Origin of the sequence: Sporosarcina sp. SG10008 (genome assembly GCF_044569405.1) — a bacterium.
Taxonomy (GTDB): domain Bacteria; phylum Bacillota; class Bacilli; order Bacillales_A; family Planococcaceae; genus Sporosarcina; species Sporosarcina psychrophila.
Window position 1 is genome coordinate 1,129,427 of record NZ_CP172607.1, and the last position, 17,198, is coordinate 1,146,624.

Here is a 17,198-nt window from a genome sequence, read left to right on the forward strand (position 1 = left end):
GTGTTAATCGCAGGAAAAGAAAATAGCGGACATTAATCGTGAAAACATGTTAAGAGTATGTAAAGCTTCTTGATTACATCTTGAATGTATTATTTGAAATGGTATATTTGTCTTGTTGCAAAACAATATCGATATTAAGGGAATAGTGGCATAGAAGATAAAGTATTAAGAGGAGTCAATATGAAAAAAGCTAAATCAAATAGGGGATTAAAATCACTTTTGGAACTATTTTTAGTTTCAACACGACTTGGATTGACCTCCTTTGGTGGGCCAACAGCTCATTTGGGGTATTTTCATGAAGAATATGTACGAAGAAGAAAATGGATGGATGAAAAAAGCTATGCAGATTTAGTTGCTTTAGCTCAGTTCTTACCTGGCCCAGCTAGTAGTCAAGTAGGTATTGGTATAGGTGTTATGCGGGCGGGCGTTTTGGGTGGAATTATATCCTTCATTGGGTTCACAATGCCTTCAGTTATTGCACTTATTTTATTTGCCTTGTTGCTCACAGGGGGTGACGTCGGAAATGCTGGATGGATACATGGCTTGAAAATTGTAGCAGTGGCGGTAGTTGCGCATGCTATTATCGGAATGGCTAAAAATTTGACACCGGATTTAACAAGGAAATCCATTGCTCTATTCGCACTAATAGGTACTCTTTTTTTGCAAACAGCTTTTGCTCAAGTAGGCGTCATTGTAATCGCTGCATTTTTGGGGTTCATTCTGTTCAAGCAACACAAAGAAAATGATGAAGTGAGTTCGCAATTTCCAATCGCTAAGAGTGTTTCAGTGATCTGTTTACTGCTATTTTTCGGGTTACTCTTTTTGTTACCCGTAATCAGGGAAGTAACTGGATCCTACTGGGTAGCTATGTTCGATAGTTTTTATCGGTCAGGTGCTTTAGTTTTTGGTGGCGGTCATGTCGTCTTACCTTTACTAGAACAGGAATTTGTACCAACTGGATGGATAAGCGAAGAATCATTCTTAGCTGGTTATGGTGCTACACAAGCAGTACCAGGCCCTTTATTTACATTTGCAGCTTATTTAGGAACGGTAATGAAGGGCTGGCAAGGTGGTTTAGTAGCTACGTTTGCAGTATTCCTACCTGCATTCCTGCTTATTCTCGGTGCACTCCCTTTTTGGGATAGTTTACGAAGCAATCCTAAAATTAAAGGAGCCATCATGGGCGTAAATGCAGCAGTTATAGGGATATTAATAGCCGCTTTTTATTTTCCTATTTGGACGAGTTCCATTTTAGCGCCTATTGATTTTGCTTTAGCTGCCCTATTGTTTAGTATGCTTGCCTTTTGGAAGCTTCCACCTTGGATTATTGTAGTTACAGGAGCTATCGGTGGTTCATTACTGACACTATTATGAAATAAATAACGTCACGCATGGGGTTTTTCCTCAGGTGTGACGTTTATTTTATTTCTACTATTATTGTCATTTTATCATTTCAATCTAACTCGATAGACATTCATCACACAGATGGTGTACAATAAAACCAAGAAAACTAAAATGGGTTTTTTAGTTTTCTCGATAGTTGAAGTTGAAAACAAGAAATTTAAATGCATTTAAAGAAGGAATCGAGCATATTAAAAATTAGGGAAGAAGATTTATCTCCTACATTTGCATCAGTTATGAATTTAGAGTGTGAAAAAGGTTGTATATATGTTGAACACATGAATACCTAAATAAACTGAATGAAGGCGCCACCTCGAGTTCAATGGAATTTTTATTTCGACGAAAGCTATATTGCTAAGATAATGAATGTGAGCATTAGAAGAGATCGAATCGTTAATAATGCTGTGACAGGCAATACAGAATACTATATACGTTGAATTAAAGAATCCCATTGAATCTACTATGGCGCTCAATAAGGAGAGAGTTGTAATTCGGGGGGCACTGAAAAAGTACGATATCCTTCAATCCCGTTGATTTCCGTTCCGAGCGGACGCTTTCCGCGGGCACGGCTTCAGCCAATCGAACAGCAGAGGGTTCGATTTGCCGTATTTCTGCGTTCTTTGCAGAAATTAAGGCATTCTTGCCCCGTGCTCCCAACGCTAGCGCTTTTGCTCGCAAGAGCCGTTCTTCGTAACGGCTCTTCCTGCGGGGTCTTCAGCTCGCGCTGTTCCCGCTGGAGTCGCCGCTCTTCACTACAATCAACTAGTTCTTACTATAAAAAAGAACTTTTTCAGTGCCCTCTTAATTCGGGGTGTGGATAGTAGAACGCTTGGTGCTTTGGGGATGCCTTTGCCACGCCTGCGCTAGGTTGTTCATTATCGAGAGAAATGTGATTTTGAGATGTATATGCCGAGATTGTAAGGTGATTATTTTTGCTACTAATTCTATTCAAGAAAGACACACTTCAGGTTGCAGATTTCATCGCAGATAATGAAATGCTCTTTCTCACATAGACCATCCAGCGAAGGCGCGACTTCGTGGTAGCCGGAGCGATAAGACTGAAAGCGGTCTTCTTTCTGGCTTATCGCGGGAGGCATCCACAAAGCGTCCAAGCGGTATTGGGGGAATTCTAATTAGTTCTAAGTATTGGGACTTTTTCAGTGGCCTTCCAAATGCCCATGTAAAGCGTATACGCCGTATTCATTTGTTCAACATATATAGATGTTAAAGTGTTAGACGGCCATTATTAGTTGTATATTCTTATATAAATCTAGTCTTTAAATATGAAAGGAAAAATGATGACAGTAATTATAAATGAAGTTACAAAAGACAATATAAACGATATTCTAAGACTGCGTATTAATGAAGAACAACAGTCTTTTATTGAAACGCCGCAACAATGTTTAGATGAGGCAAAGGTATGCAGCAACTTTCAACCAGTAGGGCTTTATTGGGAAAAGAATTTAGTTGGTTTTGCTATGTATGGATTTTTTCCTGATGAAGGAATAAATGGACGAGTGTGGCTGGATCGGTTTTTAATCGATTCTAAATATCAAGGTCTTGGATTAGGAAGCATTATGTTAAGCGCATTAATTCAACGGTTAGAACAAGAATATAGTTGCAATGAAATCTATTTAAGCATCATTGCCGATAATCAAGGAGCACTTCACTTGTATCAGAAATTTGGCTTTAAGTTCAATGGTGAAGTGGATAGTAATAATGAAAAGCTAATGGTGAAAAGTTTATAATGTTTTTTGGTTTATCGTTTAGAACTTGACCTACTTAACTCTGTAGACATTCATCTCACAGAGGTTGTATAATGAAACTGGTAAAACTACAAACGGATTATTAGTTTCTGGGGAGGTCGAAAATTGAAAACAAGAATCAGAAATGCATTTATTGAAGAAACGCGAAATAATGGCATTAAGTTCACGATGGATGATTTGGCAAAGCGTCTTGGAATTAGCAAGCGGACGTTATATGAAAATTTTTCATCTAAGGTAGATATCCTTGACTCAATTATAGATATGACGCTCGTTGAGTTCGATGAACAAACACGGCGTATAATTGACAATCCAGAACTTACGCTGTTAGAAAAAATCCGTAAGGCGATTGTCGTCATGCCAAAATACAATGAGTTTTACGATCTCCGGATTCTGAACCAATTAAAACGGACTTACCCTGTACAGTGGGAACGGGTGAACCGTGAGTTGCATCAGTGGGATGATTTAAAGGGTCTTCTTGAAGAAGGGATCCGAACAGGTATTATTGTGGATCGAAATATCGATCTGCTGATGAAATTGATTATTGAAGCTTCGAATGCAACGCTCGACCGACAATTTTTTTTAGAACATAGTATTTCAGTTACGGAAGCGTACGGGGCGATTGTGGATGTGTTATTGACAGGTATGGTGAAGGAAAAATAAGGTGAGCTTACTGGCATTTTAACTGCCAGTCTATTTTTTTGACTGACGAAACTATAAAAACTAAAATCGTTTCCGTGTTTTATGGAACGACAAAAGATAAGGAATTGAATTGGTAATGAAAAAGGAACAAGTAGTAAATCGCTTAGATACGGAATCTGTTGGGAAATCTTTTTTGAGGTATTTAATCCCGTCGATGGTTGGGATGCTACTGATGGCTGTCAATATTGTGATCGACGGAATTATGGTAGGCAATCGCTTAGGCCCAGTCGCTCTTGCCGGGGTAGGGATTGCAGCGCCAGTTTATACGGTTTTTGTCGCGATGTCACTGTGGATTGGAATTGGTGCAGCGACCCGTTATTCCGCAATGATGGGAGCTAAACGACCTGATAAGGCGCGTGTTATTTTTTCACATGCCATTGTCTCTATATTTATTTTAACGCTGATTGTCGGGCTTACTGCCTTTGTTTTTAGGACGGAACTTGCGTATTTATTGGGCGCGAATGCCGACACATTTCAGTACACTGCAGGTTATATGAAGGTCATGTTGCTATTTGGATTCATCTTCACTGTTGAAAATGCATTCAGTATTTTGGTGCGAAATGACGGTGGACCGAACTTATCAATGATTGCACTTGTTGCTACGGCAGTCGTCAATATCGGATTGAATTATGTGTTTTTATTCATACTTGATTATGGTGTAGAGGGTGCTGCAGCGGCAACGGTCATTGGTGCATTTGTGGGGCTTGTCATATTGAGCACGCATTTTTTCAGAAAGAAAAGTAATTTGCGTTTTGTTCGCTTTAAGTTCAATCGAAAGCTTTTTCTATTAATATTAGTGATTGGATTTCCGAGTTTTCTTGCGGAAGTTGGATTTTCGGTCTTTACAATCTCGCATAATATTACGTTTGAATACCTCGCTGGAACCGCAGGCGTGTCTGCATTTACGATATTGAATTATGTTCACAGTGTTATGTTGCTGTTATTTTTAGGTATGGGTGCGGCGATTCAACCGCTGATTAGCTATTACCGTGGGGCAGGTAGCGAAATCAAGATGAAAAAGACTGTTCGTATGGCTATTGGGACAGCACTCGGGGCCGGCATCTTCTTTCTGCTTGTCGGCCAATTTGCAGCCGCTCCAATTGCAAGTTTGTTCGGCGATTTTCCAGAAGAAGTAATGAAAATTGCGGTTCCGGGTATTAAACTGTTCTTTATCGCCTATCTTTTTATGGGCACAAACTTTGTCATGATGACGTATTATCAATCCATCGGACAGATCCGAATGGCAACGTGGATTACTGCAGCAAGGGAAATTGTTGTTTTGCTAATCTTGCTCGCCATCATGCCACGGCTATTTGGATTAACAGGTGTCTGGCTCGCTATACCAATATCGGAATTCATCGTTCTGATGACAATTTATTATTACCACAAAAAATGGAACAATTGAGATGTGACTTTATAAGGAATGTTGTAAGAGAAATAACCTATATATGTTGAATTAAAGAATCCTATTGAATCTGCCGTGGCGCTCAATAATAAGAGATGTGTAATTCGGGGTGTGGATTGTAGAACGCTTGGCGCTTTGGGGATGCCTCTCACCCTAAGCCTGGATTAGCGCTTCGCATCCAGTCTTACGGCTTCGGCGACCCCTTTGCCGCGCCTGCGCTAGGGTGTTCATTATCGAGAGAAATATGATTTTGAGATGTATATGCCAAGATTATAATGTGTTTATTTTTTGCTACTAATTCTATTCAAGAAAGACACATTCCAGATTGCAGTTTTCATCACAGCTAATGAAATGCTCTTTCTCACATAGACCATCCAGCGCAGGCGCGTCTTCGTGGTAGCCGAAGCGATAAGACTAAGGAGGGATGCAGTTCAATCCCTCCCAAGTGGTTTCCTTTCTGGCTTATCGCGGGAGGCATCCACAAAGCGTCGAAGCGGTATTAGTGGTAATACTAATTCATTCCAATTACTAGGGATTTTTCAGTGGCCTCCTAAAATCCCTTGTAAAGCGCATACGCCATATTCATTTGTTTAACATATCTAGAAGGTATTGGGGGATAAATATGAAAAAAGTAGTGCAGACTAAGTGATTGGTCTGTACTACTTTTTTGTTGTAAGAAGAACAATTTCTTTAGGGTTATTTTTTCTAGTGAGTACATATAATTTATTTTATTAGATTATAAACTGGTATAGACAACTATACCGATTGAGTGTATAGTGAAAATTAAGAATACTAGACATGTTGAACAAATAATACCTATATAAACCAGCGAAGGCGCTGTAAGCGGCGGATTTGAATGGGATTTATTTCTATTTATACAGGATATTCAAAAGGGATGAGGAATTTGATGAAGACATTGTTGATTTCAAATATTACAATTGCCAATGCAACAAAGGATGGTATATCGGGAGACATTTATATAGAAAATGGCGAAATTATAGAAATCGCTACTTCTATAAATAAAGTTGCAGATATACGAATCGATGCGGCGGGTAAGGATTGGATTGTTGTGCCTGGTTTTATTGACATTCACATTCACGGTTCTTCAGGCTTTGATGTAATGGATGCGACGCCGGAAGCATTAAATGGTTTGGCGAGCGCGCTTCCCCGTGAAGGGACGACGAGTTTTTTAGCAACAACAATGACGCAGTCGGATGAAGCGATAGCAGGGGCGTTACGCAATGCGGGTTTATTCAATGCGGATGAAAGGCAAGCTGAAATGTTGGGGGTTCATTTGGAAGGGCCTTTTATTTCAGCTATACGAGCGGGTGCACAACCGGTTGAGCATATTACAACACCGTCTTTTGCCCTTTTTGAACAATGGCAAGAGCTGAGTGGTAACCGCATTAAAATTGTAACTGTTGCTCCTGAGGTGGAAAACGGTCTTGCTTTCATTGAAAAGGTAACGACGAGTGGTGTGATTGCATCTATTGGACATACGGATGCAACATCGGATATCGTTCGTAATGCGGTTGAGGAGGGTGCTACTCATGTGACTCATTTATACAACCAAATGAGTCCGTTACATCATAGAGAACCAGGGGTTGTTGGAGCTGCTTTTTTAGAGGATTCACTTCTCGTTGAAATTATCGTCGATTGCATTCATAGTCATCCGAAATCGGTTGAACTCGCTTATCGTCAAAAGACTTCCAATCGAATTATTCTTATTACGGATGCAATGCGTGCGAAAGGGCTTCCACCTGGCATTTATGATTTAGGAGGCCAAGGTGTAGAAGTATCACACAAAGATGCGCGGCTTCGCGATGGAACGCTTGCAGGAAGCATATTAACGATGGAACAAGCGGCGCAGAATATGAAGGCTATTACAAATTGTTCATTAGCTGAATTAGTTGCAATGACCTCAACAAATGCTGCCGAACAACTTGGCCTATCCAATAAAGGCAGGATTGAGCCTGGAATAGATGCGGATCTTACCATCATCGATGGGGAGTGGAATGTCCAGATGACTATTTGTAGGGGGGAAATTGCTTATACAAAGGAGGTAATGGGATGAAGGTAGTCATATGTGCTAATTATGATGAAGTAAGCGTAAAGGCCGCACAATTGGTAGAAGCACAAATTCTTGGAAATGATCACTCGGTGCTTGGACTTGCAACAGGATCAACGCCACTAGGGCTTTATGAACGATTAGTTGAAGGTGTTAAATTACGTGGGATATCGTATAAAAATGTGTGCACGATTAATCTAGATGAATACCTAGGTCTAGATAAAGGGCATCCGGAAAGTTACCGCACATTTATGACTGAAAACTTATTTGATAAGATTGACATTGTAATTGGAAATACGTATATTCCGGATGGGACATCTGATTCAGCAGAAGAATGTCTGCGTTATGAACAAGTAATTGATAGCGTAGGGCCGATTGATCTGCAGGTATTGGGGATAGGAAGAAATGGGCATATCGGCTTTAACGAACCGGGAACGGATTCAAACAGTCTGACACATGTCGTTGAACTTGTTGCATCTACCCGAGAAAGTAACGCACGCTTCTTTACTTCCATTGATGAAGTTCCAACACATGCGATTACAACGGGCATCAAATCGATATTAAAAAGTAAGGAAATTATTTTACTGGCATCCGGAAAAGATAAAGCAGAAGCTGTGAGAACATTATTAAATAAAGATGTGACTGAAAGTTTTCCAGCATCAATTTTATGGAATCACGATAATGTTACACTTATTGTTGATAGGGATGCATATGAACTGGTTAAATCATAAGGGAAGTGAGTATTATGCTAGATAAACAGTCACCGATACCCATGTACGTCCAAATCGAGGACTATTTGAAAAATCAAATTCTGCAAGGGGATTTTGTAATTGGAGAGGCAATCCCTTCCGAACGTGAACTGACGGATACGTTTGACGTAAGTCGCATGACTGTCCGCCAATCCATAACGAATCTAGTAAATGAGGGGCTCCTTTATCGTGAAAAGGGGCGCGGAACATATGTGGCGACACCCAAGATTGAACAGCCTCTTAGTGGTCTTACAAGCTTTACGGAAGATATGCTGTCACGTGGGATGAAACCTAGTAACAAACTTATTAGTTTTGAGAAAATGATACCTGAAATAGATATTATGCATGAGTTACAGTTGGCTAAAGATGAAGAAGTATTCGTCGTTAAGCGAATTAGGTATGCGGACGACAAACCGATGGCGATCGAAAGGTCATATCTTCCTGTTAAGCTCGTCCCAAATCTTGAATTGAATGACATAGAAGGATCACTGTATTCGTTTATAGAGAAGGATAAACGGCTAATAATTAGCCATGCCTCGCAACGCATGGAAGCTGTGTTAGTGAAAAAGGAAGATGCAGAGTTCCTTCAAATTTTTATGCCTTCAGCAGTTTTGTTGATAGAACGAATCAGTTATTTAACGAACGATGTTCCGATTGAAATTGTTCGAAGTACATATCGGGCAGATCGTTATAAATTTATCAGCGAGATTCGGAGATGATTGAATGAATGCGTATTTCAAGGAAATCGAATCATTGATGAAAAAAGTTATTCAAGAAGAACAGCAATCTGTTGAAAAGATTGCAGCAGAGATAATGAAACGCCTTTCGCGTGGTGGTATTGTTCAGTTATTCGGCTCAGGTCATTCTCACTTAATAGCGGAGGAGCCGTTTTTCCGTGCGGGCGGTTTAGTACCAGTACGACCAATTATTGTCGAGACTTTGATGCTTCATAATGGGGCTTCACAGGCATCTACGAATGAAAAAGACCCTGAATTTACCCAAACATTTGCGGGTCAGCTAGACATTCGTTCTGAAGATGTAGTCATTATTATTTCAACTTCTGGACGAAATGTGGTACCAATAGATGTGGCGTATATTGCAAAAGAGTCCGGGGCTTATGTTGTTTCTCTCCAGTCTCTTTACTACAACGCGTCTGAACAGCCATCTAAACACCATTCAGGAAATAGACTTGAAGATGTTACTGAAGCTGTTTTGAATACGCATGTAACGGTTGGGGATGGGCTTCTGCTATCGGAGGGAACACCTTATGCACCGGCTTCTGGCGTCATTGGGAATATGCTTCTTCATGCGACATTCAGTCGTGTGATTGGTATGATGATTGAAAGTGGTATAGAACCTCCAATATTTAAAAGCGCAAATTTGGATGGAAGCTCAGCACATAATGAGCAAATGATTGCTACTTATAGCAAGCGAATTAAGTTTTAACTTGATTCGACTAATCTATTAAAAGGGAGAGTTTAAAATGATTGAGAAAAATTACAAAGTTACTAGCAACGAGGGACTTCACGCCCGTCCATCATCCGTATTAGTATCAGCGGTGACACCATTTACGTCAGATGTGAAACTTGCATACATGGAAAAGACGGTGAACTTGAAATCGATTATGGGTGTTATGTCACTGGGAATTTCAGCTGGGGCAGACATTAAAATCATCGCTGATGGTGAGGATGAAGAAGCATTAATGGCTAAAGTGGATGAAGTAATAAAATCAGAAGGAATCGGTGAGTGATTTCAACGATTTAAGGCATTCCACTTTTGCATGCTTTTAGCGTTTTGAATGCATCTATATATTGAACTACTAAAAACTATATAAACTAAGCGAAGGCGCCTTACAAGGGGTAGCCGAAGCGAAGTCAATGGGATTATTTATTTCGTCAAATATAAAACAAAGATGTTTCAAGTCCTTGTGAAAGCGTCACCGAGCTCTAGTCGGGTGACGCTTTACTGTTTTACGGGATAGCTCATCGACTTTTTTTACCTAATTGACCAATTATCAATGTTAAAACAGAAATCGCTGTGATATAGTGGGAAATGATGAAAGAAGGTGTGCGTATTGAGAAAGAAATACGGAAGACTCAGGAAAAAAGAAAATGTTATCGTCTTTCCAGGAACATTTGAAAAGCTTGTTGAAAATGGCCATGTAGCCGTCGAACAGGAGAACTATGAGTTAGCGGTGGAAGCATTTGACCAAGCTATTGTATATGAACCTGACAATCCGGAATTTCTGGGACCATACGCGGTTGCCCTTTATGAGACAAAAGACTTTCAACGTGCAAAAGAAATTGCAGCAAGGCTCCTTCATAGCGGAACCGCCGATTACGTCGATGCAATGGAGCTGTATTTGACAATTAGCATTCAACTGCAGGAGTACGATGAAGTTGAAATGACAATTGATGCGCTAATTGATGAAGGAATCGTTCCGCCTGATATGCTGAACAAATTCAATTATCTGCGGGAATTGAATGGTCGTTTGTCTGACCGCTATGCACAGGACGAGCCCAGCTATCGAATGGAATTATTCACACTAGACGAATTCATGAAGATGGATGCTTTGGCACAACAGTATGCACTGGCTTCACTTGAAGGTAGTGATTTAACTGATTTAGTCCCTTTACTTGCGATAATTGTAGCGCGGGACGATGTGGCACCATTAGCAATTACGTTCGCATTAACGCTACTGCATCAGACAGGGCACTCTGATGAACTTACAGTGCGGAAATTCGGCTGGGAGAAGCGTATTGTTCCAGCAGCTATGACATTACCTGGGCAAGATGATTTAACGAAACAAGTTCTTGAAGAAGTGGATCGTCGGTTACTGCAGGATCCATCTAGATTAGAAATGGCTCAAGGTCTCATTGAGAAATTTGCAATTACTGCTTTCCCTTTCGGCTGGGGGACTCATCAAGCAGAAGAAGTCGCAACAGCCTATGTAAACTACATAGAAAGTCTGTTTTCAGGTGAGCAGTTACCCGAGACAGCACTGAACTTACTTATTCAACAGATTGACAACGATTCGGACCTTTAACAAAGTGTGAAATCTGTTGAAAGATGAAGAGACTATGATATACTGAAATGGTTGTCAATGGAGTATATACGGAACAAAAGATATTGGCCAAAACGATTCGGAGGTATTTAATTATGTCAGTTAAATGGGAAAAGCAAGAAGGGAACACAGGGATTCTAACAGTAGAAGTACCTGCAGAAGCAGTAACGGTAGGTCTTGATAAAGCATTCAAGAAAGTTGTGAAAACAATACAAGCACCAGGATTCCGTAAAGGGAAAATGCCACGTCAAATGTTTGAAAAAATGTATGGCGTAGAATCACTTTACAATGAAGCACTTGATTTCATCCTTCCAGAAGCATATTCAAATGCTCTTGACGAAGCAGGCGTTGAACCAATCGATCGTCCTGAAATTGACATCGAGCAAATGGAAAAAGGAAAAGACCTTATTTTCAAAGCGGTTGTTACATTGAAACCAGAAGTGAAACTTGGCGATTATAAAGGCCTTGAAGTAACACGTCAGGAAACAACAGTTACTGACGAAGAAATCGAAGAGCAACTGAAAGATCGTCAACAAAAATTCGCTGAATTAGCTATTAAAGAAGATGGCGCAGTTGAAAATGGCGACACAGTGAAAATCGATTTCGAAGGTTCTGTTGATGGAGAAGTTTTCGACGGCGGAAAATCTGAAGGGTACGACCTTGAAATCGGTTCAGGTTCATTTATCCCTGGATTCGAAGAACAATTGGTTGGCATGAAACAAGACGAAGAAAAAGACGTCGAAGTGAATTTCCCTGAAGAATACCATGCAGCAGAACTTGCTGGTAAACCAGCGATTTTCAAAGTGAAAATTCATGAAATCAAGTCAAAAGAAGTTCCAGCACTTGATGACGAACTTGCAAAAGAAATTGATGAAGAAGTAGAAAGTCTTGAAGCATTACGTACGAAGCTGAAAGAAACTACTTTGGAAGAGAAGAAATCGGCATCTGAAGTAGCACTTCGCGACGATCTTGTCGAAGCGGCTGCGAGAAATATGGAAGTCGAAATTCCTGAAGTAATGATCAATTCTGAAATTGAACGTATGATGGAAGAGTTCGGACAACGTCTTCAATCACAAGGTATGAACCTTGAGCTTTACTTCCAGTTCTCTGGACAAGATGAAGAAGCACTTCGTTCACAAATGAAAGACGATGCACAAAACCGTGTTCGCGTTTCACTTGTACTTGAAGCGATTGGTAAAGCTGAAAACATCGTAGTTGAAGAAGCTGATATTAACGCAGAACTTGAAAAAATGTCCGCGCAATTCGGTATGGATGTTGAGCAAATTAAAACAACACTTGGTGGAACTTCTGTTCTTGAAAATGACCTTCGTTTCAATAAAACAGTTGAATTCCTTGTTGAAAATGCAAAGATTACTGAATAATAAAGTGAAATAAGGACAAGGTACGGAAGACCGTACCTTGTTTTTCATAGAAAGACATAGAATTACCTTCTTGAATAGGGAAGAATTCTAATTAGTTGATAAAAACGGGGGAATCTTGTAAGATTGTCACTTGAATAGGGGTGAGCATAATGTTCAAATTTAACGATGAAAAAGATAACTTGAACTGTTCTTTTTGCGGGAAATCCCAGGAACAGGTTCGTAAGTTAGTCGCTGGTCAAGGCGTCTATATTTGTGATGAATGTGTTGAACTTTGTGCTGAAATCGTTGAAGAGGAAGTCGGACTTGAAGAAGGTTTCGAGCTTAAAGACGTTCCGAAGCCGAAAGAAATACAAAGTATACTCGATGAATACCTTATTGGACAGGACCGTGCAAAGAAATCACTTTCAGTTGCTGTCTATAATCACTATAAACGTGTTAATTCGAACAGTAAGATTGATGATGTCGAGCTATCGAAATCCAATATCGTCTTAATCGGACCAACAGGGAGCGGTAAAACATTACTTGCTCAAACGCTTGCTAGAATCCTCGATGTACCTTTCGCGATTGCAGATGCTACATCTTTGACGGAAGCGGGATATGTTGGTGAAGATGTAGAAAATATTCTATTGAAACTGATTCAGGCTGCAGATTATGATGTAGATCGTGCGGAAAAAGGGATCATCTATATTGATGAAATCGATAAAGTCGCGCGTAAATCCGAAAATGCGTCCATTACACGTGACGTGTCAGGTGAAGGTGTCCAACAGGCACTTCTTAAAATTCTTGAAGGGACAGTTGCGAGCGTGCCACCACAAGGCGGACGTAAACATCCACATCAAGAATTTATCCAAATCGACACGACGAATATTCTCTTTATTGTTGGGGGAGCATTCGACGGAATTGAAGAAATCATTAAACGCCGTATCGGACAAAAAGTAATTGGTTTCGGTGCTGAGCCGAACTTGGTTATTGAAGAGGAGTCTTACCTTGCTAAACTGATTCCAGAAGATCTTCAACGTTTTGGTCTGATACCAGAGTTCGTAGGTCGTTTACCTGTTCTTGCAAGTTTGGAGCAGTTGAGCGAAGATACGCTGTATCAGATTTTGACGCTTCCGAAAAATGCGATTGTAAAACAATACCAAAAAATGTTTGGGCTGGACAATGTTGAACTGCGATTCGAAGATGATGCCTTGCTTGAAATTGCAAAAGAGGCAATCACACGAAAAACAGGTGCTCGTGGTCTGCGTTCAATCATTGAGAATATCATGCTCGACGTAATGTATGAACTGCCTTCACTTGAAGAAGTGACTGAGTGTGTCATTACTAAAGACTCCGTCTTGGGGCAATCAAATCCAATTCTTTTAACAGCGGACGGTACCCGAGTTCATCTGGATAATGAGAAAGACTCGGCGTAACGCCTGAAGGATGAAGCTGACTCCGATGACGCGCGTGAAAATGCGCTCTTCGGATGTCAGCTTTTTTTAAATATTTGATTGAACTAAAAGTTGGATATACATAATTAATGGAGGTGACTTCCGCATGTTAACTAATGAATTGAACAATATACCATTGTTGCCGCTGCGTGGGCTGCTCGTATACCCTACGATGATTTTACATATTGATGTTGGAAGAGAGCGCTCCGTATTTGCCATTGAACACGCAATCGCACAGGATAACCTTATTTTTCTTGCTACGCAGAAAGATATAAGTATAGAAAATCCGGAACCGGAGGATCTGTATAAAGTAGGGACATTGGCGTTTGTTAAATCGATGACACAACTACCAAACGGGACGTATCGTATACTTATTGAAGGAATTGAACGTGCAGAATGGTCGGATTATGAGGAAGCGGATCTTTATCCCGTGGTTAAAGTAATTGGTTATCCAGATGATGAGGAAATTGATGCTGAATCAGAAGCGCTAATGAGAACGCTACTTACATATTTCAAAAAGTACTCAAAAATCTCGAAAAAAGTGACAGAAGAAACATATGATTCTGTCGCTTCAATTATAGAACCGGGAAGACTGGCAGATACGGTCGCTTCTCATTTACCGCTGAAATTGGTTGCAAAGCAAGAAGTACTTGAAATAAAAGATGTCAATGAACGCCTTGAATGGCTTATGAGTAGACTTTATAATGAGCAAGAAGTGCTGAACCTTGAAAAGAAAATTAATGAACGTGTCAGGGAAGCCATGGAGCGAACGCAAAAAGAGTTTTATTTGCGTGAGCAGATGAAGGCGATTCAGACTGAACTCGGTGATAAAGACGGTAAAGGTCTAGAAGTAATAGACTTGACTGAAAAAATTGAGAGTTCCGGTATGCCGGCAGGTGTTAGAGAAGCCGCGTTGCGTGAACTCGACAGATATGAAAAACTACCATCTGCTGCAGCTGAAAGCGGAATCATCCGTAATTATATCGAGTGGCTCGTTACGTTGCCATGGTCCGATGCATCAACAGATCAGCTTGACATTAATCGCTCGGAAGAAATCTTAAATCGCGACCACGATGGACTAGAAGCTGTTAAAGAACGTATACTTGAATATTTGGCAGTTCGTCAATTAACGAATTCATTACGAGGACCAATCCTTTGTCTTGCGGGTCCACCAGGTGTCGGAAAAACGTCTTTAGCTAGGTCTATTGCAGAATCTCTAGGTAGGAAGTTTGTTCGAATCTCACTTGGCGGAGTGCGTGACGAGTCGGAAATTCGTGGTCATAGACGGACATATGTGGGCGCAATGCCTGGGCGGATTATTCAAGGTATGAAAAAAGCTGGCAAGATTAACCCCGTGTTCTTACTGGATGAAATCGATAAGATGTCGAATGACTTCCGTGGGGATCCATCGTCCGCGATGCTTGAGGTACTTGACCCAGAACAAAACAATAAATTTAGTGATCATTACATCGAAGAGCCTTATAACTTATCGAATGTATTGTTCATTGCGACTGCCAATGATTTAAGTGCAATTCCGGGACCACTTCGTGACCGGATGGAAATCATTTCAATTGCCGGTTACACAGAAATTGAGAAGCACGCTATTGCGAAAAATCACTTGATCCCGAAACAGTTGAAAGAGCACGGACTGACAAAATCGCAGGTACGTATCAATGATCCTGCGATTCAGGACATTGTAAGGTATTATACACGCGAAGCAGGTGTACGTGGCCTAGAACGACAAATTGCAGGTATTTGCCGTAAAGCTGCGAAACTGATTGTCACGGGAGAGAAGAAAAGTATCACGGTTAGTTCTAAAACACTTGAATCTCTTATTGGTAAAAAGAAATACAGGTATGGACAGGCGGAGACAGTGAATCAAATAGGCGTCGCGACAGGACTTGCTTATACGCAAGTTGGTGGAGATACATTGCAGATTGAGGTTTCTTTATCGCCAGGAAAAGGTAAACTTATACTGACGGGTAAACTTGGAGATGTTATGAAAGAGTCTGCCCAAACTGCATTGTCCTACGTGCGTTCGAAAACTGTGGAATTCGGTATTGATCCAGATTTCCATGAAAAGTGTGATATTCATATCCATGTACCTGAAGGTGCGATCCCTAAAGATGGTCCTTCAGCCGGTGTGACGATTGCTACATCACTGGTCTCTGCATTGACCTCACGGCCAGTACGCCGTGAAGTCGGGATGACTGGTGAAATTACACTGCGCGGTAGAGTTTTACCGATTGGTGGCGTGAAAGAAAAAACATTAAGTGCCCATCGAGCTGGCTTGACGACAATTATCTTGCCAAAAGAAAATGAGCGCGACATCGAAGATATTCCAGAAAGCGTCCGAGAGGAACTGACATTTAAACTCGTTTCTGACGCAGAAGAGGTCCTCGAAATTGCATTGGAGGAGACTTCCAAATGAAAGTCCATAACGTAGAAATGATAATGAGTGCTGTACGCCCCGAACAATATCCGGCGGAAGGGTATCCGGAATTTGCGTTAGCAGGCCGGTCGAACGTCGGTAAATCATCTTTCATAAACAAGATGATTGGTAGAAAAAGCCTTGCTCGAACTTCTTCGAAGCCAGGTAAGACACAAACATTAAATTTTTATAAAATTGAAGAGCAATTATTTTTCGTCGATGTACCGGGATACGGGTATGCAAAAGTATCCAAGTCTTCTCGTGAAACATGGGGGAAATTCATTCAACAATATATGACTGAACGGGAACCACTTCGAGCTGTCATTCAAATTGTAGATTTACGTCACGCTCCAAGTGCTGATGATTGTGCAATGTACGATTTCCTTGTAGAGAATAATATGCCTGCGATCATCATTGCGACGAAAGCGGACAAGATTCCAAAAGGGAAATGGGAAAAGCATAAAAAAGTCGTTCGTGAAACGCTTGCAATGCGACCATACGATGCATTAATTGTCTTTTCATCTGAAAAGGGAATCGGAATGGACGAAGCATGGAAAGAGATTGAAAGCAGAATGTAATTGTAGAATTGGAAAATCCGGAAGACGAGATATACATCGTTTTCCGTTTTTTTATAGTGTGCTGGCGCACAGTTTAGTAATTCAGTCGTATACTATAATAATTTGTTCTTCAGTTTTCTTATCCAGTCGTATAGTTTAGTCAATCTGTCGTATAGTATTAGTAATCGGTAATGCAGTTCCAATAAATTTGATTTAGGATTGCACATTAATTGCATGTGAAAT

Annotated in this window: 14 protein-coding genes; all 14 read left to right on the forward strand. The window is 40.6% G+C overall.

The window, feature by feature from the left end:
* The first annotated feature begins 180 nt into the window (after nt 1-180).
* The 14 genes from chrA (at nt 181) to yihA (ending at nt 16,976) form a co-directional block, all read left to right on the forward strand.
* A complete protein-coding gene (gene chrA / locus ACGLYD_RS05495; RefSeq protein ID WP_067208029.1) occupies nt 181-1,374 on the forward strand; it encodes a chromate efflux transporter in 1,194 nt (397 codons plus the stop codon).
* A 1,325-nt stretch (nt 1,375-2,699) separates the two neighbouring features.
* Nucleotides 2,700-3,149, forward strand: a complete 450-nt coding sequence (locus ACGLYD_RS05500) for a GNAT family N-acetyltransferase (protein ID WP_399633120.1) — start codon at nt 2,700-2,702, stop codon at nt 3,147-3,149.
* A 123-nt stretch (nt 3,150-3,272) separates the two neighbouring features.
* Nucleotides 3,273-3,827 carry a TetR/AcrR family transcriptional regulator gene (locus ACGLYD_RS05505; RefSeq protein WP_067208035.1) on the forward strand — a complete coding sequence of 185 codons (555 nt, stop codon included), beginning with the start codon at nt 3,273-3,275 and terminating at the stop codon, nt 3,825-3,827.
* Between the two features lie 115 nt (nt 3,828-3,942).
* Nucleotides 3,943-5,271 (forward strand): MATE family efflux transporter, encoded by a 1,329-nt coding sequence (locus ACGLYD_RS05510; protein WP_187047443.1) that lies wholly within the window; start codon nt 3,943-3,945, stop codon nt 5,269-5,271.
* A 904-nt stretch (nt 5,272-6,175) separates the two neighbouring features.
* Nucleotides 6,176-7,345, forward strand: a complete 1,170-nt coding sequence (gene nagA, locus ACGLYD_RS05515; RefSeq protein ID WP_399631785.1) for an N-acetylglucosamine-6-phosphate deacetylase — start codon at nt 6,176-6,178, stop codon at nt 7,343-7,345.
* Complete coding sequence (nagB, locus tag ACGLYD_RS05520; RefSeq protein ID WP_067208041.1) at nt 7,342-8,070, forward strand: glucosamine-6-phosphate deaminase; 729 nt, start codon at nt 7,342-7,344, stop codon at nt 8,068-8,070. Before nagA ends, nagB begins: the two co-directional genes overlap by 4 nt.
* Nucleotides 8,071-8,084: 14 nt before the next feature.
* Nucleotides 8,085-8,807 (forward strand): GntR family transcriptional regulator, encoded by a 723-nt coding sequence (locus ACGLYD_RS05525; protein WP_067208044.1) that lies wholly within the window; start codon nt 8,085-8,087, stop codon nt 8,805-8,807.
* A gap of 4 nt (nt 8,808-8,811) precedes the next feature.
* Entirely contained in the window at nt 8,812-9,534 is a 723-nt protein-coding gene (locus ACGLYD_RS05530) for a sugar isomerase domain-containing protein (RefSeq protein ID WP_187047444.1), read from the forward strand.
* A 37-nt stretch (nt 9,535-9,571) separates the two neighbouring features.
* Entirely contained in the window at nt 9,572-9,838 is a 267-nt protein-coding gene (locus tag ACGLYD_RS05535; RefSeq protein ID WP_304627122.1) for a phosphocarrier protein HPr, read from the forward strand.
* A 324-nt stretch (nt 9,839-10,162) separates the two neighbouring features.
* On the forward strand, nt 10,163-11,134 hold the full coding sequence (locus ACGLYD_RS05540; protein ID WP_067208052.1) for a tetratricopeptide repeat protein: 972 nt from the start codon (nt 10,163-10,165) through the stop codon (nt 11,132-11,134).
* Between the two features lie 113 nt (nt 11,135-11,247).
* A complete protein-coding gene (gene tig, locus ACGLYD_RS05545) occupies nt 11,248-12,534 on the forward strand; it encodes a trigger factor (RefSeq protein WP_067208055.1) in 1,287 nt (428 codons plus the stop codon).
* Between the two features lie 149 nt (nt 12,535-12,683).
* Nucleotides 12,684-13,949 (forward strand): ATP-dependent protease ATP-binding subunit ClpX, encoded by a 1,266-nt coding sequence (gene clpX / locus ACGLYD_RS05550; protein ID WP_067208057.1) that lies wholly within the window; start codon nt 12,684-12,686, stop codon nt 13,947-13,949.
* A 124-nt stretch (nt 13,950-14,073) separates the two neighbouring features.
* Complete coding sequence (gene lon / locus ACGLYD_RS05555) at nt 14,074-16,398, forward strand: endopeptidase La (RefSeq protein ID WP_338652793.1); 2,325 nt, start codon at nt 14,074-14,076, stop codon at nt 16,396-16,398.
* Nucleotides 16,395-16,976: a ribosome biogenesis GTP-binding protein YihA/YsxC gene (gene yihA / locus ACGLYD_RS05560; RefSeq protein ID WP_067208063.1), complete on the forward strand. Its 582-nt coding sequence runs from the start codon at nt 16,395-16,397 to the stop codon at nt 16,974-16,976. Before lon ends, yihA begins: the two co-directional genes overlap by 4 nt.
* Nucleotides 16,977-17,198 lie beyond the last annotated feature (222 nt).

Bases quoted from the DNA above. Each gene is read 5' to 3' on its own strand.
- ACGLYD_RS05525 (WP_067208044.1), top strand. From the start codon at position 8,085: ATGCTAGATAAACAGTCACCGATACCCATGTACGTCCAAATCGAGGAC.
- nagB (WP_067208041.1), top strand. From the start codon at position 7,342: ATGAAGGTAGTCATATGTGCTAATTATGATGAAGTAAGCGTAAAGGCC.
- tig (WP_067208055.1), top strand. From the start codon at position 11,248: ATGTCAGTTAAATGGGAAAAGCAAGAAGGGAACACAGGGATTCTAACA.
- clpX (WP_067208057.1), top strand. From the start codon at position 12,684: ATGTTCAAATTTAACGATGAAAAAGATAACTTGAACTGTTCTTTTTGC.
- ACGLYD_RS05530 (WP_187047444.1), top strand. From the start codon at position 8,812: ATGAATGCGTATTTCAAGGAAATCGAATCATTGATGAAAAAAGTTATT.
- lon (WP_338652793.1), top strand. From the start codon at position 14,074: ATGTTAACTAATGAATTGAACAATATACCATTGTTGCCGCTGCGTGGG.
- chrA (WP_067208029.1), top strand. From the start codon at position 181: ATGAAAAAAGCTAAATCAAATAGGGGATTAAAATCACTTTTGGAACTA.
- ACGLYD_RS05510 (WP_187047443.1), top strand. From the start codon at position 3,943: ATGAAAAAGGAACAAGTAGTAAATCGCTTAGATACGGAATCTGTTGGG.
- ACGLYD_RS05535 (WP_304627122.1), top strand. From the start codon at position 9,572: ATGATTGAGAAAAATTACAAAGTTACTAGCAACGAGGGACTTCACGCC.
- yihA (WP_067208063.1), top strand. From the start codon at position 16,395: ATGAAAGTCCATAACGTAGAAATGATAATGAGTGCTGTACGCCCCGAA.
- ACGLYD_RS05500 (WP_399633120.1), top strand. From the start codon at position 2,700: ATGACAGTAATTATAAATGAAGTTACAAAAGACAATATAAACGATATT.